Annotated in this window: 19 protein-coding genes, 1 tRNA gene and 2 pseudogenes; 14 read left to right on the top strand and 8 right to left on the bottom strand. The window is 50.5% G+C overall.

Annotated features, from left to right (window positions below; genetic code table 11):
- Positions 1-85: 85 nt before the first annotated feature.
- From L2082_RS05890 to L2082_RS05860, 7 genes are all read right to left on the bottom strand, one after another.
- Positions 86-162, bottom strand: a tRNA-Met gene (locus tag L2082_RS05890).
- A 221-nt stretch (positions 163-383) separates the two neighbouring features.
- Positions 384-2048: a chaperonin GroEL gene (gene groL, locus L2082_RS05885; RefSeq protein WP_446009285.1), complete on the bottom strand. Its 1665-nt coding sequence runs from the start codon at positions 2046-2048 to the stop codon at positions 384-386.
- 73 nt (positions 2049-2121) lie between these two features.
- Positions 2122-2412 (bottom strand): co-chaperone GroES, encoded by a 291-nt coding sequence (groES, locus tag L2082_RS05880; RefSeq protein ID WP_446009286.1) that lies wholly within the window; start codon positions 2410-2412, stop codon positions 2122-2124.
- A 230-nt stretch (positions 2413-2642) separates the two neighbouring features.
- A complete protein-coding gene (locus L2082_RS05875) occupies positions 2643-3722 on the bottom strand; it encodes a branched-chain amino acid aminotransferase (RefSeq protein ID WP_446009287.1) in 1080 nt (359 codons plus the stop codon).
- 261 nt (positions 3723-3983) lie between these two features.
- On the bottom strand, positions 3984-4676 hold the full coding sequence (gene pgl, locus L2082_RS05870) for a 6-phosphogluconolactonase (RefSeq protein WP_446009288.1): 693 nt from the start codon (positions 4674-4676) through the stop codon (positions 3984-3986).
- Positions 4673-5053 carry a PilZ domain-containing protein gene (locus L2082_RS05865; protein ID WP_446009289.1) on the bottom strand — a complete coding sequence of 127 codons (381 nt, stop codon included), beginning with the start codon at positions 5051-5053 and terminating at the stop codon, positions 4673-4675. The genes pgl and L2082_RS05865 overlap by 4 nt, the downstream gene beginning before the upstream one ends.
- A 51-nt stretch (positions 5054-5104) precedes the next feature.
- The gene (locus L2082_RS05860; RefSeq protein WP_446009290.1) at positions 5105-5815 is read right to left on the bottom strand and encodes an HAD-IA family hydrolase; all 711 of its coding nucleotides are present in this window, start codon (positions 5813-5815) and stop codon (positions 5105-5107) included.
- Between the two features lie 482 nt (positions 5816-6297).
- On the opposite strand from L2082_RS05860, the gene L2082_RS05855 reads away from it, so the two are divergent.
- A complete protein-coding gene (locus tag L2082_RS05855; protein ID WP_446009291.1) occupies positions 6298-6825 on the top strand; it encodes a hypothetical protein in 528 nt (175 codons plus the stop codon).
- A gap of 203 nt (positions 6826-7028) precedes the next feature.
- Positions 7029-7373, top strand: a complete 345-nt coding sequence (locus L2082_RS05850) for an element excision factor XisI family protein (RefSeq protein ID WP_446009292.1) — start codon at positions 7029-7031, stop codon at positions 7371-7373.
- A gap of 16 nt (positions 7374-7389) precedes the next feature.
- On the opposite strand, the gene mfd is transcribed toward L2082_RS05850, so the two are convergent.
- Positions 7390-11010, bottom strand: coding sequence for a transcription-repair coupling factor (mfd, locus tag L2082_RS05845; RefSeq protein WP_446011530.1), 3621 nt, complete (start codon positions 11008-11010; stop codon positions 7390-7392).
- A gap of 297 nt (positions 11011-11307) precedes the next feature.
- Here mfd and L2082_RS05840 point away from each other — a divergent pair, with 297 nt between their 5' ends.
- The 12 genes and pseudogenes from L2082_RS05840 to L2082_RS05785 all read left to right on the top strand — a co-directional run bounded on the left by L2082_RS05840 (position 11308) and on the right by L2082_RS05785 (position 20968).
- On the top strand, positions 11308-15207 hold the full coding sequence (locus L2082_RS05840; protein WP_446009608.1) for an efflux RND transporter permease subunit: 3900 nt from the start codon (positions 11308-11310) through the stop codon (positions 15205-15207).
- 125 nt (positions 15208-15332) lie between these two features.
- Positions 15333-15833 (top strand): type II toxin-antitoxin system VapC family toxin, encoded by a 501-nt coding sequence (locus L2082_RS05835; protein ID WP_446009609.1) that lies wholly within the window; start codon positions 15333-15335, stop codon positions 15831-15833.
- 167 nt (positions 15834-16000) lie between these two features.
- Positions 16001-16156, top strand: a pseudogene (locus L2082_RS05830) (efflux RND transporter permease subunit); the annotation flags it as partial.
- A gap of 51 nt (positions 16157-16207) precedes the next feature.
- On the top strand, positions 16208-16651 hold the full coding sequence (locus tag L2082_RS05825) for a type II toxin-antitoxin system VapC family toxin (protein ID WP_446009610.1): 444 nt from the start codon (positions 16208-16210) through the stop codon (positions 16649-16651).
- Positions 16648-16857: a hypothetical protein gene (locus L2082_RS05820; RefSeq protein WP_446009611.1), complete on the top strand. Its 210-nt coding sequence runs from the start codon at positions 16648-16650 to the stop codon at positions 16855-16857. Before L2082_RS05825 ends, L2082_RS05820 begins: the two co-directional genes overlap by 4 nt.
- 517 nt (positions 16858-17374) lie before the next feature.
- Positions 17375-17509 (top strand): annotated as a pseudogene (locus L2082_RS05815) (efflux RND transporter permease subunit); the annotation flags it as partial.
- Positions 17510-17621: 112 nt separating this feature from the next.
- Complete coding sequence (locus L2082_RS05810; protein WP_446009617.1) at positions 17622-17792, top strand: hypothetical protein; 171 nt, start codon at positions 17622-17624, stop codon at positions 17790-17792.
- A gap of 204 nt (positions 17793-17996) precedes the next feature.
- Positions 17997-18734: a TIGR04255 family protein gene (locus L2082_RS05805; protein ID WP_446009612.1), complete on the top strand. Its 738-nt coding sequence runs from the start codon at positions 17997-17999 to the stop codon at positions 18732-18734.
- On the top strand, positions 18724-19122 hold the full coding sequence (locus tag L2082_RS05800) for a hypothetical protein (protein WP_446011529.1): 399 nt from the start codon (positions 18724-18726) through the stop codon (positions 19120-19122). The genes L2082_RS05805 and L2082_RS05800 overlap by 11 nt, the downstream gene beginning before the upstream one ends.
- On the top strand, positions 19119-19682 hold the full coding sequence (locus tag L2082_RS05795) for a hypothetical protein (protein WP_446009614.1): 564 nt from the start codon (positions 19119-19121) through the stop codon (positions 19680-19682). Before L2082_RS05800 ends, L2082_RS05795 begins: the two co-directional genes overlap by 4 nt.
- A 361-nt stretch (positions 19683-20043) precedes the next feature.
- Complete coding sequence (locus L2082_RS05790; protein ID WP_446011528.1) at positions 20044-20307, top strand: type II toxin-antitoxin system VapB family antitoxin; 264 nt, start codon at positions 20044-20046, stop codon at positions 20305-20307.
- A gap of 469 nt (positions 20308-20776) precedes the next feature.
- On the top strand, positions 20777-20968 hold the full coding sequence (locus tag L2082_RS05785; RefSeq protein ID WP_446009616.1) for a UPF0175 family protein: 192 nt from the start codon (positions 20777-20779) through the stop codon (positions 20966-20968).
- Positions 20969-21177: the final 209 nt, after the last annotated feature.

Below are 21177 nucleotides of genomic sequence, written 5' to 3'. Positions count from 1 at the left end.
CTAAGGCACTGATAATAAAAAAACCCCGAATTCCTCGTCAGGAATCGGGGTTATATTATAAACCGGGCTACACCGGAGTGTTTTGTGGTGGCGATGCAGGGACTTGAACCCCGGACACCACGGATATGAGCCGTGCGCTCTCACCAGCTGAGCTACATCGCCAAAAGTGAACATGTAAAACGCATATTGTTTAAGGCAGGAGATATTGCCCTTTTTTTATCTTTCTGTCAAGAAAAAAGAATATACGCAGGCTAAAAAATGAACTACCTCGCCCCCAGCGGCGGGGTAATAGACCCAGAGCTTCGCAATAAAGCAAAGCGGCATTACCCGAAAGGATAATGCCGCTGAGTCCGACAGGTCGGTTCAGGGGACAGAGAGGGCAATTACATCATTCCGCCCATTCCGCCCATTCCACCCATACCGCCCATACCACCAGGCATACCACCACCCATAGCAGCAGCACCGGCATCATCCTTTTCCGGCTCATCAGCAATCATACACTCTGTAGTCAGGAGCATTCCAGAAACAGAAGCCGCATTCTGGAGAGCTGTACGGGAAACCTTGGTCGGGTCAATAACACCGGCGGCAATCAGGTCACCGTACTCTTCAAGGGCAGCGTTGAAACCGTTGGCACCTTCCATCTCTTTAACTTTAGCGACAATGACAGAGCCTTCACAACCGCAGTTGGAGGCGATCTGGCGAACCGGCTCTTCCAGAGCACGCATGATGATCTGGCGACCGAGATCCTGCTCTCCTTCCAGCTTCATGGTCTCCAGTGCCTTGATGCAGCGCAGAAAGGCCACACCACCACCAGGAACAACACCTTCTTCCACAGCAGCACGGGTCGCGTTCAGTGCATCTTCAACACGGGCTTTTTTCTCTTTCATCTCAATCTCAGTGGCAGCACCAACATTGATAACTGCAACACCGCCGATCAGCTTGGCCAGACGCTCCTGGAGCTTCTCACGATCATAGTCAGAGGTGGAGTCATCGGCCTGGGTGCGGATTTGCTTAACCCGGGCAGCCAGTTTGTCTTTGTCGCCAGCACCGTCAATAACCGTGGTGTTGTCTTTATCAACAACAATACGCTTGGCGGTTCCAAGATCGTTGACTGTGATGTTCTCCAGCTTGATGCCCAGATCTTCTGTGATAACCTGTCCACCGGTGAGGATGGCGATATCTTCCAGCATAGCCTTACGACGATCACCAAAGCCCGGAGCCTTGACAGCGGCGATGTTCAGGGTACCGCGCAGCTTGTTGACCACCAGAGTAGCCAGTGCTTCGCCGTCAACATCTTCAGCAATGATAAACAGTGGCTTACCCATCTTGGCAACAGACTCAAGAATGGGCAGCAGATCCTTCATGTTGGAGATTTTTTTCTCGTTGATCAGGATCAGCGGATCTTCCATATTCACTTCCATGCGATCCGGATCGGTCACAAAGTAGGGAGAAAGGTAGCCGCGGTCAAACTGCATACCCTCCACAACGTCCAGGGAGGTTTCCATGGATTTCGCTTCTTCCACGGTGATAACCCCTTCCTTGCCCACTTTGTCCATGGCCTCGGCAATGATGCTTCCGATGGTGCTGTCATTATTGGCAGAGATCGTTCCAACCTGAGCAATTTCGTTCTGCTCTTTAGTGGGATTGGAAATCTTGGACAGCTCAGCAACAACGGCTTCTACAGAGGCATCAATACCGCGCTTGATCTCCATAGGATTGGAGCCGGCAGCAACCATTTTGGCACCTTCACGGTAGATGGCCTGGGCCAGAACCGTTGCAGTGGTGGTACCGTCACCGGCAACATCAGAGGTCTTAGAGGCAACCTCTTTGACCATCTGGGCACCCATATTCTCGAACTTATCTTTGAGCTCAATCTCTTTGGCAACAGTTACACCGTCTTTGGTGATGACCGGAGCACCGAATGATTTTTCAATCAGCACATTGCGTCCCTTGGGACCGAGAGTAACCTTTACCGCATTTGCCAAGTTATTTACACCGCAAAGCATTTTCTCGCGGGCTTTAGCACTGTAGTTCAGTTCTTTGGACATTGTATCTTACTCCTTAAATATCTTGTTATCGTCTTATCGTCTGCGTACAAACAGTTTGCTGCTGAAAAACAATTTATCCTTCGATCACACCGAGGATATCGTCTTCCCGCATGATAAGGTAGTCCTGACCGTCGAATTTTACGTCCGTGCCACCGTACTTGGAAAACAGCACCTTATCACCGGGCTTCACATCAACGGCAATGCGCTCACCGGCATCATTCATTTTACCGGGACCAACAGCCATCACCTCGCCTTCAGCCGGTTTTTCTTTGGCGGAATCAGGAATAATGATACCACCTGCTGTTTTTTCTTCCTGCTCCAGTCGCTTGACCAAAATACGGTCATTCAATGGACGAATGTTCATGGATAAATCCTCCTCTTCTGAGATTGTTTTTGTTATTTTGACTCAAAGCCGGACGGCGTTGATGTATTCTGTCCGGCCTGACCTGTCTTGCAAGGACAGAAACCGTAGGTTACAGCTCCTGTCATTTTGATACGAGAAACAATAGGGATGGATTTTGAAAAATCAAGGGACAAAGAGAAAAAAAAATCACCCCTCAATTATTTGAAATCAAGAGAGAAGAGAAGAAAGGATCATTTTACCCGAACAATCCAGTCATGCGGATCGGCTGCAGCGCCGCGTTGTAAGCATTGAATGTCATCAAATAAGCGTTGAGCCAACGGCCCGGTTTTTCCCTTATTAACGGTTATGGTATTCTCCTTATAACCAAACTCGCCAATGGGTGAAATCACCGCAGCTGTTCCAGAACCAAAGGCTTCTGTGAGAGAGCCGTCTTCAGCAGCAGCTATGACCTCATCAATGGTAATCCGGCGCTCACAGGTGGCGATCCCCCAGTCAGCAGCCAGTTGCAAGACCGTATCACGGGTAATACCGGGCAGGATGGTACCACCCAGAGGAGGGGTAACCAGCTCATCATTGATCATGAAAAAAATATTCGAGGTACCCACTTCTTCAATGTATTTGCGTTCAACTGCATCCAGCCAGAGCACCTGGGTGTAGCCTTTTTGCTGTGATGTGGTGTGGGCCTTGATAGAGGCCGCATAATTACCGCCGGTTTTGACGTTACCAACCCCTCCCTGGACAGCACGGACGTACTCATCTTCAACATAAATCCTGGTTGGGCTGAAGCCTTCCGCATAATAAGCCCCTACCGGGCTGCAAATAATAAAAAATATATACTCGTCAGCTGGACGAACCCCTAAGGCTGCTTCCGTGGCGATCATAGCAGGCCGAATGTACAAGGCAGCGCCTTGGCTTTGGGGAATCCAGTCCCGCTCCAGGTAAATCAACCCCTTCATGGCCTGCAACACCTTATCGGTCGGGATCCGGGGCATGCACATCCGTTCAGCAGAATCATTGAAGCGATTAAGGTTGTCCATGGGTCGGAACAGGAGAACAGAATCGTCAGCACCGCAATAGGCCTTGAGTCCTTCAAAGATTTCCTGGCTGTAATGAAGGACCATTGCAGCGGGATCAAGGCTGAAATTGCCATAGGGTTCTATCTTGGCATCATGCCAGCCCTGCTCCTTATTCCAGCGCATGGTGAGCATGTGGTCTGTGAAATAGTTACCAAATCCGAGCTGTCTTTGGTCCGGTTTTTCTTTGAGATTCTCTGCCCGGTGCAGAGTGACATCAAGTTCGTTCTTTAACATACTTTCTTTCCTGTAAAGCTGACTGCCTTGCTAATATGAAAAATACTTTTACCCAAAACCAGTAATATCAAATGTGTTCGTTTCCTTCTCTGATGCGAATATTTTATAACAGCCAGCCCTCTTGAAGTAAAGCCCATTCCATTTTCTCCAGAATATCGTCCTCCGCATCCATAGTGATATCTATCCCTTGCATCGACCTCTCGGCTTCTTTCAACCACAGGCTTTTGCACTCCGATTCATTGCGTTCATCCAGGCTGCAGATCAGGCAGCCCAGTACACAGCAACCGGCCTTTCCTGCTGACGAAGAACAAAACGGACAGGCATTTCTGTTGCCGGGCCTTCAGCTTGCGCTTGTTCCAGTACGGCTTTCTTTGCACGCCCTGTGATATGAAGAATAATCTGTTGGGAATCCAACAGAACAGGCAAGGTCAAAGTCATACGTTCATGGGGAACATCAACAGGTGTCACTGCCATGCAGCTCTTGCCTGAATTCATGTCCGTGGCCGCAGCAAGTTGGGGAGAACCGGGAAACAGGGAGGCAGTATGACCGTCATTGCCCATGCCAAGAATCAGCACGGTAAAGGGTCGGGGTATCTTGCCCAGTCTCAGCTCACACTCGGATTCCCCCTGTACCGCTGTGGGAAAAAAATTCTTCAGGCCAACAAAGCTGGCTGCGGCGGCCTGATCCTGCAAAAGATATTGGTGAACCAAGTGCTCATTAGAAGCCGGATCTGATGGGGCAACCCAGCGTTCATCAACCAAGGTGATCACGACCTTCTGCCAGGGAAGATCCCGTCTGGCAAGCTCCCTGAATAAGGGCTTCGGGGTCGAACCACCTGATACGGCCAGACTCGCCTGCCCATGCTGAACAATGTTTTTCTCTAAGGCTTGGGTAATCTGGTCTGCGAGTTGAGTAATAAGTGTTTCCTGATCCTGAAAAAAAGATTCTATCATATATTTAAGTTAGAAAAATGCTCCCACTCTCCTTTCATATCCACAACCCCTTTCTTTGGCATCAGGTCCCGAATAAACTTTTTCCACTTTGTTGGTGAACGGACAATCGTAAAACCAACCTCAACAAAATCACCATGCCTTCGTACCCAACGGGGCTGGACCTGAAGCTTAAACGATTCTCCATCAAAACCACCAGTAATAACAGCACTGTAGATTTTCTTTTCTACAATAAACTTATTGGACAAATCAGTCAAACACAATCCCTCAAGGGAGACATCTTCGACAATGGCATCGTACTCAACAGTTCCATCAGAGATGTCAGCTATATACCCTCTCAGCTTTACTCGATCTTGTTTCCGAAAAACTTCATCTGCCATCACTATTACCTTCCCGACCTCACCGTGCCCCGAGATATCCTATGGTAACCATCAAACCAACTCTTTAAAATAATCAATAGACGGATAACGTACTGAATAGCAGGCTGGACGACGACTGCTTGCGCGGGCAATATGGATCAGCTGTCCGAGACCAAAGTCCTCTGCCACCCGCAACACCTTTTCCGTATCATCGACAAACAAGGTCTTTTCAGGAAGGAAACCCAGCATTTCCTGCAAACGGGGCCAGAACGCCGGCTCTTCCTTGGCAAAGCCGATATCTTCAGCACAGATAACCCGATCAAACCAGGCACCAATAACCGTCTTTTCCAGCTTGATAGACAAGGCCGTGGAATGAGCATTGGTGACAAGGTAGAGCTTCTTCCGCTTTTTCAGGCAGAACTCAAGGAACTCTATCACATACGGATGAACCCCTATGAGATGATTGATCCGCAGCTTTAATTCCGGCAGGTCAAGCTTCAGTTTATGCGACCAGTACTCAAGATCAGCCCATTGCAAGGAGTTCTCCACAGCCTGATAACGGGCCATCAGCTCCTGACTCGCTTCCTCTATGGAAATATTACGGAGCAGGCTATAATGTTCCGGCAAATAGACCTCCCAGAAATAGTCATCAAAATGCTTATCCAGCAGGGTGCCGTCCATGTCCAGCATGACCGTATCAATATCATCCCAGGAGAAATCAGGGCGAATCTTAGGCCCGCATTCCTGTTCTGCGCTTTCAGCGTATTCTTTTATATCCTGCATAGTCTCTTGCCCGTATTATTTCTGCCAGCTGTAAAAGATTTTCTTGGAGAAAGAAGAACTCCACACATCATACTACGATCTAATACAAAAGGAACGTACTGTCAAACTTGATTTATTTTTCCGCCTTGTCGTGTGTCCCAAGGAATCGGAGAATCGTGTCTCTTTGCCGGAAGAACTTTATCCTGCTTCGTATGCCAGATGCTGACGAGCGTCGGGATCAAACGCTGACGAGCGTCGGGATCGAACGCTGACGAGCGTCGGGGTCGAACGCTGACGAGCGTCGGGATCAAACGCTGACGAGCGTCGGGATCAAACGCTGACGGGTATACTTCTTCACTCTTTCCGGTTGCAGGCTACCACTCTTTCATGGTATCCATCAATGCAGCTATACGCACCAAATTGAAAGATAGCGAGGGTACCTGCCTCTTAGCGGCACCTGAATAAGGTGCTTAACTCATAACCACGTACTACCAGAAGTAATTATGGCTAAATGTTCTCTATGTAATGCAAAGAAAGGAAAGCGTAAATGCAAGGCCGACGACACAATGATTTGCAGTCTGTGCTGTGGTCAATCCCGTAGTGATGAAAAGTGTACAGGCTGCTCATTTTACGATGAAGCAGGGCCGCGCCGGAATTACCGCAAGGTTCCCTTTTATGGCACCCAGCACATGGCTGACTCTGATGAGCTTGTCAAGATCGGCCATGTCATTGAGTCAACCATCCTTGCTATGGATATTGATAGTGAAAAACTCTTTCGGGATAGCGATGCGAGCAAAATGCTCGAACTGTTCTTTGATCAACACCACTTTAACGATGAGCAACTCCAATTCGCAGATGCCACCCAGGAAGAGCATTACCGCATGTTACAAGAAGCGTACAAGAAAGACTTAGACACTGTCCCACTGGAAAAAGTAATAAAGGTGATGGCGGCAATCCATAGATCTATCCAACGAAGGACAGACGGAAGCAGAAAGTACTTGCAGTTTATTCACAAATATATACCCATATGAAGATGATGGCCAGGCCGGGTGCCGGTAGTTTTATAGATACGCGGTTTCAGGACACCTGACGGGATATAGGAGGTGAAAGAAAGCAGATATGTCACGCAGAGATATGTATCATGAACAGGTGAAGTGCTGGTTGTATCATTCCACACAGGGTGGTACCCTGTGCTGATGAGATATTGCCCCGTTGGGGCAGAAGGGGAACTGCAATGGATTCAAACGCAATAACATTCTATCAGACCTGTGTCAAATCGCTGCTGTCACAGTACGAGGGACTCAATACTGAATGGTCGACAATCGAAACAATCTTTGATGATGTGCAGATGCGTTATATGGTTCTTCGAGTCGGCTGGAACGACCAACGCCGGATTCACCTGTGCCTTGTCCATATTGACATTCAGGACGACAGGGTGATTATTCAGGCCAATAATACAGAAGATGCGCTTGATGATGAACTTGTCGCATTAGGTGTACCACGCGAAAAGATTTATCCGGGGATCTTGCCGCCGAATGTCCGGGAGCAGCTAAGAGCCAAGAGAATGCAAGGGAGATAATCAACAACCTCATCGACTATCTGGAACTGAGAAACCCAAGCACCGCCTCTATGCGCTGAAACAGCTCGGCCTGTTCAACATGCTCATCCACCGCAACAATAAGCCGCTGATCCGGGGTCAGGCGAACAGGATCGGGAGCTGGGGCCTTTGCCGGTACCCGTAAGCCTCCCACAGCGCGAACCACCTTCTTTTCCTTCTTCTTTTTCGGGCGGGACTGCTCAATAAAGGCCAACAGGGTTTCCGGGGCAACAGAAGAATGCTCCCCAAAGCTGAACACCAGATTGGCAGGCCCCTGTTCCAGCTTGGTGATACCCAGCTGCCGGAGCGGATACTTGAGACCGACCAGGGCAAACAGGGCCTCGGTCTCCCGGGGAATCGGGCCGAACCGATCAACAATCTCATCGCGGAGATCAGCAAGCTGTTCCGGGTCTTCGTTACCAGCCACAGAAAGGCGACGATAGAGACGATAGCGAAGCACCGTATCCCGGACATAATCATCCGGCAAAAAGGCAGCCACCCGCAGCTTGACATCCGGCTCCACAGCAGGTTCCGCAAGATCGCCCCCCTGCTCTGCCTGTTTCTTCAGCTCCGCCACTGTGGACTGGAGCAGCTCCAGGTAAAGATCATAGCCCACCGCCGCAATATGCCCGGACTGGGACACCCCAAGGAGATTGCCGCCCCCCCGAATCTGGAGATCATTCATGGCCAGCTTAAAGCCGCCGCCCAGCTCGGAACAATCCATCAAGGCCCGCAGACGCTGCCCCGCATCGGCGGTCATCTTATCAGGAGAGGGCACCAGCAGGTAGGCATAGGACTGGCGCGACGAACGCCCTACCCTGCCCCGGAGCTGATACATATCTGCCAACCCGATGCGGTCGGCCCGGTTAATAATAATGGTATTGGCATTGGGTATATCCAGGCCAGACTCAATGATCGTGGTGCAGACCAGGATGTCTACCTCATGGGTGACAAAACTGACCATAACCTCTTCCAAATGCTTGCCTGACATCTGCCCATGGGCCACAGCGATGCGGGCATGAGGGACCAGCTGTTCAAGGTTCTCCGCGATCCGGTGGATAGACTTGACCCGGTTATGGACAAAGAAGATCTGGCCTCCCCTATCCAGTTCCTGCTGCACAGCTTCCCGGATCACCAGATCATCATGACGGGCCAGAAAGGTCTTGACGGAACGCCGCTGCCGGGGCGGACTGGAGATCACCGAGAGATCACGGATACCCAGCAGGGACATCTGCAAGGTGCGGGGAATCGGGGTTGCGGTCAGGGTGAGTACATCCACATCTGCCCGCAGCTTCTTGATCTTCTCCTTATGAGAGACCCCGAAGCGATGCTCCTCATCCACGATGAGCAGGCCCAGCTTGTGAAAGCTGATAGCCTTTGAGAGCAGGCGATGGGTTCCGACCACCAGGTTGATATGCCCTTCCTTGAGCTCCCGGACAATCTCGTTTTGCTCCTTGGTGGTGCGAAAGCGATTGGTGCAGGCCACCTGCACATCAAAACCGGCAAAGCGTTCCTGAAAGGTGGCTGCATGCTGTTCCGCCAGCACTGTGGTGGGCACCAGCACTGCCACCTGAAAACCATCTTCAATAGCCTTATACGCCGCCCGAACTGCGACTTCGGTCTTGCCGTAGCCCACATCGCCGCAGACCAGCCGATCCATGGGTTTATCAGAACAGAGATCTGCGAGCACATCATCAATGGCCTTGGCCTGCCCTTCAGTCTCATCATAAGGAAAGGACTCGGCCAGCTCCTTAAAAGGCATGCCTGGCTCTTGAAAACAATGGCCCTTGCGCACCTCACGACGGGCATAGATCTCCAGCAATTCCTGGGCAACCTGCCAGACCGCCTCAGTAACCTTCTTTTTCGCTGTCTGCCAACGCTGGGAACCGAGCCGATCCAGTTTGGGCTGCTGATCCGTCAGGCCCTGATAACGACTGACCCAGTGGAGCTGATGCACCGGGACATAGAGCTTGTCATTGCCCAAAAACTCAAGGAGCATAAAGTCGCCGCGCTGGCCAGCAAAGTCCATATTGACCAGCCCTTGAAAGCTGGCCAGCCCATGGTCCCGGTGAACAACCGTATCCCCGACATTGATCTCCTCCAGGGCAATGGGTTCACCCTGAGGACGACGGCTCTTTTTCCTGCTGCCCGACCGGAGGCGTTTGTCTCCGAACAACTCGGCACTGGAAAGGATATGGAGCTGTTCTTCCGGCAGATCAAATCCCTGCGACAGGGGATGCTCAACAAGAAAGACCTGCCCTGAATGCTGCTCTTGCAGATCAAGCGGTGTTGTCCCGCGAGCGCATTCAATGCCGTAGCCGGCCAGCATCTCTTCCAGATGGCCTGCCTGCTGACCTGAGCGACAGGCCAGGATAACCGTGTCCCCGGCCTTTTGCCACTTCAGGAGTCGATCGGCCAGCGGAGCCAAAACACCGCGTTTCTTGCGTTGCAGCTCTATCTCCTGGCGAAGCAGGGAATGATCCCCCACCTGCTGCAGGATCGGGGCCTGGACAGCATCAGGATCAGGCAGGAGACAGAGATCAACCCGCGCTCTCTTGCCAAGGCATTGCTCAAGTTCCTCCTGCTCCATAAAAAGCGTCTGAGGAGGCAGGGCAAATCCCTGCCCCTCTTCACTTGAAGCATCCTCATAGTTCGCTGCAATGCGTTCCCCAACCAGGGCAATCTTGCGTCTGATCGATACCGGATCATGGAGAATACAGGGACAACCAGCAGGGAGATAATCAAACAGGGTTTGCGGCTTGGGCTCTTGGTAAATAAGGGGAAGAAAGAACTCAATCCCTGGAAAACGAATCTGCTCCCGGAGCTGTTGGATGATCTGGCGGGCGTGGTCACCCTTACCACGCTCCTGAGTAAGGTCTTGGGCAATGCTATGCAAGCCCTCTCGCCATTTTTCCTGAGCCGTTGCATTTGGGAAAAGGATATCCGAGACCGGCAGGAGTACTGCCTCTTCCAACTCCTCTTCAGAGCGTTGGGTCTGGGGATCAAAAAGACGGATGGACTCCACCGTATCCCCGAAAAAATCAAGACGCAACGGCCCTTGCAGAGCACCGGATGAGGGCGGGAAAAGATCAACAATGCCACCGCGCACCGCCAAATCCCCTGGTTGGCGAACCAACTCACAGGACTCATAGCCAGCATCAATCAACGAGGCAATCAGGGCATCCCGGTCTGTGTCCTCACCAGCCATGACTAACTCACAGCTTTGGCTCAACACCTGCCAAGGCATAACCCTGCGCATAATGGCCTCAACCGAGGTCAAGATAATACAGGGACCAACCTGCTCCTGAAGAAAGTAGAGGGTCGCAAGCCGGGCCGCCACCGTGGCAGGGTCAGGGGCAAGCTGGGTATACGGGGCTATCTCAAAGGCGGGATAGGTGAGTACCGGAGTGTCGGTAAACAGCCGAATATCCCCGGCCAAGGATTCAAGCTGATCATCCGATGGCACCAGGCAGCATACAGTCTGCTGTTGTGTCTGCTGCTGTATTTCCTGAAGTCGGGACGTGAACAGAGCTGCACTGCCGCCATGTAAGCCACAAATATCTATTTTCTTGCCCTGCTGCCCTTCCTTGGCGGACAGCTGCTTGCAGACTGACTGCATAGTTCCCGTCTTTTTGAAATGTTTTTTGATGACGCTCCTCTTTCCGGCGAGAAACATATTCAGTCAGCAGGGAAAATGCAAGGGAAAGCGGGGAGTGGGGAATCACAATGTCCCGGCACAGGTAATCGCCTTTGTCTAACGAGACTGTATTCCAAAAATAAGCAAGAAAAACCGAAGTACATTCCAAGTCCAACCAAATGTTGAATCCCGGTTGGCAAATCTTCCCGCCAGGATGTATGATACCCATATCACATTGTGGTTAACTGTATCATGATAAATCATATTTTCCGGACCAACATGAATAACTCAGAGCAACACCTCCCCCCGGCCACCTCCCCGGTCAGCGCAATCATCCGCTTCTGCCTCCTCAACAAGATGGTCGTCGGTCTGCTCCTGCTGGCCGTAACCGGCTGGGGCCTGATGGTCGCCCCTTTTGACTTTCACCTGAGCTGGCTGCCCCGCGACCCGGTGCCGGTGGATGCCATCCCGGATATCGGCGAAAACCAGCAGATCGTGTTCACCAAATGGGCGGGCCGCTCGCCCCAGGACATGGAAGACCAGGTCACCTACCCGCTCACTGTGTCCCTGCTCGGTCTGCCCGGTGTCAAGACCGTGCGCAGTTATTCCATGTTCGGCTTTTCCTCCATCTATGTCATCTTTGACGACTCAGTGGAGTTCTACTGGTCGCGCTCGCGGTTGCTGGAGAAGCTCTCCAGTCTGCCGCCCGACACCCTGCCTGAAGGCGTGCAGCCTACCCTTGGCCCGGATGCCACCGGTCTGGGGCAGATCTTCTGGTACACCCTGGAAGGCCGTAGCCCGGACGGCAAAGCCACTGGCGGCTGGGATCTGGCCGAGCTGCGCTCGATCCAGGACTGGTATGTGCGCTATGCCCTGATGGGTGCCTCCGGCATCTCCGAGGTGGCCTCCATCGGCGGTTTTGTCAAGGAATACCAGATCGACGTGGATCCGGACGCCCTGCATGACCGGGGCGTGAGCCTGGAGGAGGTCTTTGCCGCAGCGCGTCAGTCCAATATCGATGTGGGCGCGCGCACCATCGAGATCAACCGGGTGGAGTACGTGATCCGGGGCATCGGTTTTGTCAAGAGCATCAAGGATCTGGAGCAGTCGGTAATCAAGGCTGTGGATAATATCCCTATCCGGATATCGGATGTAGCAACGGTGAGTCTGGGTCCGGCCCTGCGGCGCGGTGTGCTGGACAAGGCCGGGAGCGAGGTGGTGGGCGGCGTGGCCGTGGTGCGCTACGGCGATAATCCGCTGGCCGCCATTGAGCGAGTCAAGGAGAAGATCCGGGAAATTTCGCCGGGCCTGCCCAGTAAAACCCTGGCCGACGGCACGGTGAGCAAGGTCACCGTCGTCCCCTTCTACGACCGCTCCGGCCTGATTCACGAAACCCTGGACACCCTGAAGACCGCCCTGAGCGAGGAGATCCTGATCACTATCATCGTGATCCTGGTCACGGTCATGCACCTGCGCTCCTCCCTGCTCATCTCCGCCCTCCTGCCTCTGACCGTGCTCATGACCTTTATCGGCATGAAGGTCTTTGGCGTGGATGCCAACGTGGTGGCCCTGTCAGGCATTGCCATTGCCATCGGCACCATTGTGGACATGGGCATTATCATCTGCGAGAATATTCTCACCCGGCTGGACAAGGCCGGGCCGGAGGAGTCCACCCTGCGCATTATCTATGATGCCTCCAACGAAGTCGGCGGTGCGGTCCTCACCGCTGTAGCCACCACCGTGGTCAGCTTTCTGCCGGTTTTCACCATGCAGGCTGCCGAGGGCAAGCTGTTCAAGCCGCTGGCCTACACCAAGACCTTTGCCTTGATCGCCTCGGTGGTCATCGCCCTGACCGTGCTGCCGCCCCTGGCTCATATCCTGTTCCGGCGCAAGAAGGAAGGCAGGGCCTCCTGGCGGATCCGCTTTGCCCTGCCTGTGCTGCTGATTATCGCCGGGGCCATTCTGGCCTGGAAGGTCCATCTCCTGGCCCTTATCCTGCTCGGCCTGGGGCTTTACCGCCTGATCCTTCAGTTCCTGCCCACAAAGGTACTGCCCATCCTCAGCCGGATAGAAAACTGGATCATGATTCTGCTGGTCACGGTTTTGCTGGCCCGGAGCTGGCAGCCCCTGGGGATTGAAAAAGGGGAATGGGCCAATTTCCTCTTTGTCGGCCTGCTCATCGGTGGGCTGCTGGGAACTTTTCAGGTCTTTCAGTGGCTCTACCCGCATCTGCTGCGGATCTTTCTCCGCTGGAAGCTGATATTTCTGATTTTTCCCCTGCTGATCGTGATCGGCGGGGCAATGGTCTGGCTGGGTATGCCCAAGCTCACCGGCTGGATGCCAGACAGCATCCGCCGCACCAAGCCGATGATGAACCTGGCGCACAGCTTTCCCGGTCTGGGGCGGGAGTTCATGCCTGCTCTGGATGAAGGTTCCTTCCTCTACATGCCCACCACCATGCCCCATGCCGGGCTGACCGAGGTGCAGGAGGTGCTGGCGGCCCAGGACCGGGCGATCACCGCCATCCCGGAGGTGGAGTCCGCTGTGGGCAAGCTGGGCCGGGCCGAGACCCCGCTGGATCCGGCACCGCTCTCCATGATCGAGACCATCATCAATTATCATCTTGAATATCTGGAGGATGAGAAGGGGAACCGCCTCCTTTTCCAATGGCGGGAGGATCGCAAGGATTTCTGCCGCAGCCCGGAAGGGGTGCTGCTCAAGGCCGGAGACGGTATGCCTTATCTGGTGCAGGGACGCTTTGCGCGGAATGAACGAGGGCGGCTGATCCCTGATGAGAACGGTAAACCCTTCCGGCTCTGGCGGCCGCCGCTCGATCCGGCAATCAACCCGGACCGCGAGGCTTGGGAGGGCATTCAGACCCCGGACGACATCTGGAACGAGATCGTTCAGGCCGCCGAAATCCCCGGCGTGACCTCGGCTCCCAAGCTCCAGCCCATTGCTGCCCGCATCGTCATGCTCCAGAGCGGCATGCGCGCGCCTATGGGCATCAAGGTCAAGGGACCGGATCTGGCCACCATTGAGCAGGTGGGCCTGGATCTGGAACGGCTGCTCAAACAGGTGCCCTCGGTGTCGCCCCTGACCGTGCTGGCCGACCGGGTGGTGGGTAAACCCTATCTGGAGATCGTCATCGACCGGGAGGCCATCTCCCGGCACGGCATCAAGCTGGGCCGGGTGCAGGAGGTGATCTCTGCGGCAGTGGGCGGCAAGATGATCACCATGACCGTGGAAGGTCGGGAACGTTACCCGGTGCAGGTGCGTTATCAACGAGAACGACGGGATTCCCTGGAGGCCCTGGAGCGCATCCTGGTTACCACCTCCACGGGAGAGCATATCCCCCTGGCCCAGCTGGCCGATATCCGCTATGTGCGCGGCCCGCAGATGATCAAGAGCGAGGACACCTTCCTGACCGGCTATGTCCTGTTCGACAAGAAAAAGGGCTTTGCCGAGGTGGACGTGGTCGAGCAGACCCGCAGCTTCCTGGAGGAGAAGATCGAAAGCGGAGAACTGAGCATCCCGCCGGGCGTGTCCTACACCTTTGCCGGTAATTACGAAAACCAGATCCGGGCCCAGAAGCGGCTTTCCGTGATCCTGCCCCTGGCCCTGCTGGTGATCATGCTGATCCTCTATCTCCAGTTCCGTTCTCTCGGCACCACCATGATGGTCTTCTCCGCCATCCTGGTGGCCTGGTCCGGCGGCTTTTTGATGATCTGGCTCTACGGCCAGGACTGGTTCCTGAATTTTTCCCTGTTTGATACGGATATGCGCAGGCTCTTCCAGGTTCATAGCATCAATCTCTCTGTGGCCATCTGGGTGGGCTTCCTGGCCCTGTTCGGCATCGCCACCGATGACGGGGTGCTCATGGCTACCTATCTGGATGAATCCAAGGCCCGTCTCAAGGATAAGGAAGGCAGAACCCGGCAGGACATCCGCGACATGGTCCTGCACGGGGCGCAGCGGCGTATCCGCCCGGCCCTGATGACCTCGGCCACCACTATCCTGGCCCTGATACCGATTCTGACCTCCACCGGACGCGGCTCGGATATTATGGTGCCTATGGCTATTCCCTCCTTCGGCGGGATGATTATCGCGATGTTGACTGTTTTTGTTGTGCCGGTGCTATATTGTTGGGTTGAGGAGGGGAAGGTTAACACTCGGTGAGGATAGCATCATTTTCTGATGCTTGAGAAAAAATGAGAATTCTGCAATTTACTGTTTACAGCTTTGGAGCATTGCCTGTACCTTATGAAGGGTAAAAAAAGCGTAACTTATAAAAGGGCGAGGCCATGAAACCCAGAGTTTATATAGAAACAAGCATCCCAAGCTATTATCACGAGATACGGGATGATCCCGAATCGGTTGCAAAACGGCTCTGGACAAGAGAATGGTGGGAGGAGCACAGTTACCGCTTTGAGCTTCTGACTGCTCCGCCGGTTCTGGATGAACTGGAACAGGGAGATTACCCGACCAAAGAGAAAACGCTGCAATTCGTTGAAGCCCTGCCGCTGCTGCCTGTAAATGAAGAGGTGATTGATATTGTTCAGGAGTATATCCAGCACCATCTCATGCCGAACGACCCGGCAGGTGATGCGCTTCACCTTGCGCTCGCTTCGTACTACAGCTGCCAGTTTCTGCTCACCTGGAACTGCCGCCATCTTGCCAACGCAAATAAATTCGAACATATCCGGCACATCAACACGCTGCTGGGCCTGCCTGTTCCGATTTTAACTACACCCTTTCAGCTTATGCAGGAGGATATAGACGATGAAGACCGATCCGACAGTTGACCGTATTCGAAAGGTGCGTCACGCAATATCTGTGCAGTGTGATCATGATCCACGAAAGCTGATTGCATATTATATGAAATATCAGGAAAAGTATAAGGGGCGGCTGATGATGTCGCCGAAGATCGTAGCAAGAGGGTGATAATCACGGTGCCCGATGCCGTATCCGCCTGGCCCTGATCCCGATCCTGACTTCCACCGGGCGGGGGTCGGATATTATGGTGCCTATGGCTATTCCTTCCTTCGGGGGGATGATTATTGCCATGCTGACGGTGTTTGTGGTGCCGGTGTTGTATTGTTGGGTTGAGGAGGGGAGGATCAGATGATTCTGCATTTGTTTCTTTGCCTGCACAGAATGATTGCTGTATACTGAGATCATGATGAAAATATATCTTGATAACTGCTGCATTCAGCGACCGCTTGATGACAGGACTCAGCTAAGGATTGCGGTGGAGGGTGAAATCATCCTGAACATCCTTTCGCTGATTGAAGCGGGACAGATTAGCTTGCTTTCATCCGAAATTTCGCTTTATGAGGCGAAGAAAATCAGCAATACTTTTCGCAGAGAATTCACGCTGAAGGTACTGAGCGAACGAAGCGGATTCACCCAGCTCAATGATGCGATTGAAGAACGCTCAAGGCTGTTCACCGATTTTGGCATCAAACCGATTGATGCCCTGCACCTTGCAGCAGCGGAAATGCTGAAAGCTGACTTCTTCTGCACCTGCGATGACAGGTTTCTGAAAAAGGCGAAGAGAGTAGACGACCTCAGAGTCAGGGCTGTTTCAATCCTTGAACTGTTACAGGAGATGGAAAAATGAGTGCTACAGCGACAACGTTGAATGATATAAATATCAAGGCTATTACTCTGTTAAGCAGCAAGCTCGGAACAGCGGACACAATCCGCTTTCTCAATCAATTCACGACCGGATTCGGCGACTACACGGAAGAAAGAAAAAAAGTGTTTGATAAGATGAGTCTGGATGATATTGTGAGTGAAATCAAGGAGCGGAGAAAACGAACCTGAAAATCCTCTTCGTTATGGTGGTGCCTATGGCAAATCGCCGGATGGAGTGATCAATATGTGTCATCGGATTGGCGGGATGGTTTGTGGGGAGAAAAGGGGATGAATTGATTCCTGACCTGTTCCGGGGCAGGATTTAATTTTGCTCTGACCCCTTTTATCAAAGGTTCACAGCTCTTGGTAAAAGGTTGTTTGCTATCAACAGATGGTTCTTGATAACAAACAAAAGAGTTTTGTTAAACAACGAAGGAGCGTTGTTTATTAACCAAGGAGTGTTATCAAACAACGAAGGAACGTTGGCTATCAACTAAGGAGTGTTGATTATCAAGAAAGGAGTTTTGTTAAACCGGGAAGGATTCTTGATAGACAGTAAAGGAGTTTTGCTTATCAAGGCTCCTTTGTTGTCTGCCGTTCAGGAAGTCTGATCGACCCGGATTTCCTTTACTCATGTTTTTTCTGTGATAAAAGGGGTCAGAGTCAAATGAAATCTAATTTTACTCTGACCCCATTAACCGCTTTTATCTTGACCTCCACCGGGCGGGGATCGGATATTATGGTGCCTATGGCTATTCTCTCCTTTGGCGGGATGATTATCGCGATGTTGACTGTTTTTGTTGTGCCGGTGTTGTATTGCTGGGTGGTGAAGGGGCGGTGAGAAGGGCATTTTTTCTAAGGGAAATAAGAAATGTACCCAATTTGTTCTGAATTTGCCGAGCTGTCCAACGAGACCGCAGGAGAGCATCCCCCCCCGTGAAGTCATCCGGCTGATGGTTGATTTGTTGTTTATGACGGACCGGGACAGCCTGACCACACCGGGCATGGTCACCATGCTCTATGACCCGGCCTTTCTCTTTCTCCAGCACATGCCTGTCAAAATGAAGCCGGAAGGCAGCCGTATCGGCATAGTCTTTAACGGCTCGCCGCTCTTTACCGGCTAGGTCGTGAGCAGTGAAAATCAACTTTGCGAATGAAGCAAATCAAGTTGAAAATAATGATGCGTGGTGGTAATAATTGATGAGACAGCCTATAATTTAAAATAGGCTTATTAGAACACTTCAGGACAGGGCAGAATTTATGCTCTGAGAAATCAAATTTTCTTCAGACAAGCTGATTGTTTGAGTACAAGTTAAGGCGTGACCAACATGACAAGGCCAGCCAAAATAACACCGGACCCCATAATAAACGCTGTCGTTGAACTAAGGTTTAACAGCTCAGTGCCTGAAGATGCCGTTTTAGGAATGCTATTCGCTCAGATAAAATCTAAGTATAATAAATTTCAAAAACTTCCTGTAGCTGACTTTCCAAAAGAAGTTCGTATGAACGATCAGGCACTACAGTTTAACCCATACTATCAATGTGAAGCAGGGGCATATAGGCTCAATGTCGGGCCTAAAGTTATCTCCCTTGCAATCAGCAAAGATTATCCTGGATGGAAAGAACATTATTTCCCTGAGGTGAAATCCGTTTTATCTCATCTTGATCAGGCAGGAATCGTAGATAATTTTATTCGTATTGGAGTTCGATATATAGATTTTTTTGAAAATAACATCTTTGATAATATCAATTTGTCGATCAGCCTGAAAGAACATCCGCTTGATGCGCTTCAGCAAACTTTTAATGCAATATTCAAAAATAAAAACGAAGGCTTTTTAACTAGAGTCCAAGTGGTGAATAATATCACCGCAATGAGTGACGGTCTTAAAAAAAATGGCTCTATTATAGATACAGATACGTATATTGAAAATAAGCAAGGGTTTGAATTCTCTGGGATAGAGAATATAATTAATAGCTGCCATGAACTGTCTGTTGATTTCTTTTTTGACCTTCTAAAAAAAGAATTTATAGACACCTTAAATCCAGAGTACGAAAATGATCAATAATACCGAATCATATATTGACAAGCCCTATTTGTCGAAATATCCGTCAATAGTAACATCTCTCGTTTGCTGTGCGGTGCTGTCGTATGGAAACGTTAACAGCTATCATTCCGAAAAATTCAACGATATCGATATGCGATACGGATACGATCAAGATTTTTCATATGATACACAACCACCTACATGGGCTCCTCTTGATAACATCATCTGTGCAGATTTTGAAAATGATGCCGAGGTAATTTTCGATGCTTTGACGTCCCTTGATATAATCAATAAGTTAGCGTTCATAGCAGTGGATGAAGAAGCTGACAGGAGAATAGAAGAGTATTTTGCGTCAAACCCTATAAAAACAAGAACAATATTTGAAAACCATCGAATGAAAAAAGGATGAATATTGCCGATCCGGAATGTCGATGGCCTCCCATCTACGATTTTGAATCACTTGGTGAAGAAATAAATAAACTCGTTTCCAACAACGAGATATTCGATATATTTTTCCACATAAGAAATCTGGATGCAGGTCTATATCAAGGCGACATTCTTAAGTATCCAGGTATGTTTCCATTTATTGACAGCAATGGGAATATTCAAGTAATAGAAGAGGATTACGATTACTGGATGATCTTGGGAAATACGTGTGATTTAGACAGGGAACTTTCTTCACCTCATCTATCTCACATTACTCCCTTGATACCGCTAGATGACGATATTCCTGTAGATGTAATCGGAAACCTCCGTACTTACAATAGTTACAAAAAGTTCTTTGTGCCGACGTGGAGCGATTCCTCAGACAAAGGATTTATTATTGATTTTACATATAGTTGCTCTGTAGATAAAAATTGCCTTTTAGAACACACTGAAGTTACGGCTAGATTGACTTTCAAATCCTGGCTTTTGCTTCATTCTTGTTTAGTACGCTATTTAGCACGAGACGACGGGCGCCATGATTAAACAATAACCACCCTATTCACCCCTCCATAAAAGAAATTTCAAATCAAATAGATAAACTCACCTCTCCGCATCCTATCGGCTGACAAACCTCCATAATGCGACGAACAAAAGCGTAAATAAGGGATGAAGAACATAGATCTTTGCTCTCTTGATAGATTTCTTCAACGCTGCTCTCAAGCTGGCAGCGAATTATTTCCTCCTTGTATAATTCACAATACGACCCCCTCTCTCTCCACCGCCTCTTTGAACGGCAGCGCATCATATTCAGGCGAAGACCACACCTGCCTGCTCCGTATAATACTGCTCACCACCTCATTATTTTCCAGTTCAATATCAAGGTTGCAAGGAGAATGTCATGCAATTGAATATAAATGATATGCTGTTGAAAAGAGCGCAACAAGTCAGTGGTCTGCAATCGGCTCAGGCTGTCATTGAAGCTGCGCTGCGCGTTTTGATTGCTCAACGGCATCAAGGTGCATCCGAAGCCGGAAGAGCGGAAAATCCTCTGAAACTGTTGCTGGAATCGGATTTTATCGGCTGTGCCGACAGTGACGAAACCCGCCTTTCACAAACCTATAAAAACGAGCTGACCGGAATTTTAGAGAAAAAATATGGTTATCGCTGAAATCTGAATCAGGGTCAGACCACCTTTTCGTCTTGCCGCACACGGCTTTCCAATATTCTTTACCCAAGCCATGCACCGACCTCCAGCCCGCTTTCCCGGAAACCTTGTACCAGCCCACAACGTTCATAGCATCAGGTGAATTTTCAATCCGCTACACCGTAGCCGTTGAGATTCCGGTAAAAAATAAATATACTAAAAATAATGAGATGTTAAGAGGATAAAGCAAAAGGAGCTTCGGAAGGTAACTTCTCAATAAGTGGTGGTAATAAATAAAATCAGGATGTTATAGTAACCAGAAAGATGCATAAGCATAATTCGTGCCGAAACAGCAATATCTTTATTACCAATAGTTTAGCGATTCAAGCCTAACGGCACTGTATAAAATCGCCTGAAAAATATGACATGTAACCCATTGAAATTATAGAACACCACCAGTTATTGAGAAGTTACTTCGGAAGTGAGCAACATAATGAATACACAATCAATATCTGTAAACTTCCCCGCCGACATCCTTCTTGCCCTGAATGAGACGGAAAACGAACTGCGGCAGCGCATTTGCTTTGCTCTGGCTGTTCAGCTGTATAAAACACAGAAACTACCTTTATCTTCTGCTATTAATCCCATGTTGATTTCAAGTAACTTATATGCTCTACAGTCGTAAGTTCTCTGACAACTTGACAAATTTGTAAAAAAGCATACAGTATAAGCTACAAGATAACTTCTTCAAAAAATCAGAGGAGGTAATTGTATGCTCAACTACTTGTATGATTCATTAACAGGCTTTCGTAACGTATTTTCCCGTGAAAAAACCTGGCTTGTTTTCGTCATGATTGTCCTCGGATTTATCGGCAGCACAGAAATGGTTGGTAT

It is taken from the genome of Candidatus Electrothrix sp., from assembly GCF_052785085.1.
The sequence above is the reverse complement of the archived record's forward strand: the minus strand, read 5'-3'. Positions and strand labels throughout refer to the sequence as shown.

Bases quoted from the DNA above. Each gene is read 5' to 3' on its own strand.
- groL (WP_446009285.1), bottom strand. From the start codon at position 2,048: ATGTCCAAAGAACTGAACTACAGTGCTAAAGCCCGCGAGAAAATGCTT.
- groES (WP_446009286.1), bottom strand. From the start codon at position 2,412: ATGAACATTCGTCCATTGAATGACCGTATTTTGGTCAAGCGACTGGAG.
- L2082_RS05875 (WP_446009287.1), bottom strand. From the start codon at position 3,722: ATGTTAAAGAACGAACTTGATGTCACTCTGCACCGGGCAGAGAATCTC.
- pgl (WP_446009288.1), bottom strand. From the start codon at position 4,676: ATGATAGAATCTTTTTTTCAGGATCAGGAAACACTTATTACTCAACTC.
- L2082_RS05865 (WP_446009289.1), bottom strand. From the start codon at position 5,053: ATGGCAGATGAAGTTTTTCGGAAACAAGATCGAGTAAAGCTGAGAGGG.
- L2082_RS05860 (WP_446009290.1), bottom strand. From the start codon at position 5,815: ATGCAGGATATAAAAGAATACGCTGAAAGCGCAGAACAGGAATGCGGG.
- L2082_RS05855 (WP_446009291.1), top strand. From the start codon at position 6,298: ATGGCTAAATGTTCTCTATGTAATGCAAAGAAAGGAAAGCGTAAATGC.
- L2082_RS05850 (WP_446009292.1), top strand. From the start codon at position 7,029: ATGGATTCAAACGCAATAACATTCTATCAGACCTGTGTCAAATCGCTG.
- mfd (WP_446011530.1), bottom strand. From the start codon at position 11,010: ATGCAGTCAGTCTGCAAGCAGCTGTCCGCCAAGGAAGGGCAGCAGGGC.
- L2082_RS05840 (WP_446009608.1), top strand. From the start codon at position 11,308: ATGAATAACTCAGAGCAACACCTCCCCCCGGCCACCTCCCCGGTCAGC.
- L2082_RS05835 (WP_446009609.1), top strand. From the start codon at position 15,333: ATGAAACCCAGAGTTTATATAGAAACAAGCATCCCAAGCTATTATCAC.
- L2082_RS05825 (WP_446009610.1), top strand. From the start codon at position 16,208: ATGATGAAAATATATCTTGATAACTGCTGCATTCAGCGACCGCTTGAT.
- L2082_RS05820 (WP_446009611.1), top strand. From the start codon at position 16,648: ATGAGTGCTACAGCGACAACGTTGAATGATATAAATATCAAGGCTATT.
- L2082_RS05810 (WP_446009617.1), top strand. From the start codon at position 17,622: ATGGTTGATTTGTTGTTTATGACGGACCGGGACAGCCTGACCACACCG.
- L2082_RS05805 (WP_446009612.1), top strand. From the start codon at position 17,997: ATGACAAGGCCAGCCAAAATAACACCGGACCCCATAATAAACGCTGTC.
- L2082_RS05800 (WP_446011529.1), top strand. From the start codon at position 18,724: ATGATCAATAATACCGAATCATATATTGACAAGCCCTATTTGTCGAAA.
- L2082_RS05795 (WP_446009614.1), top strand. From the start codon at position 19,119: ATGAATATTGCCGATCCGGAATGTCGATGGCCTCCCATCTACGATTTT.
- L2082_RS05785 (WP_446009616.1), top strand. From the start codon at position 20,777: ATGAATACACAATCAATATCTGTAAACTTCCCCGCCGACATCCTTCTT.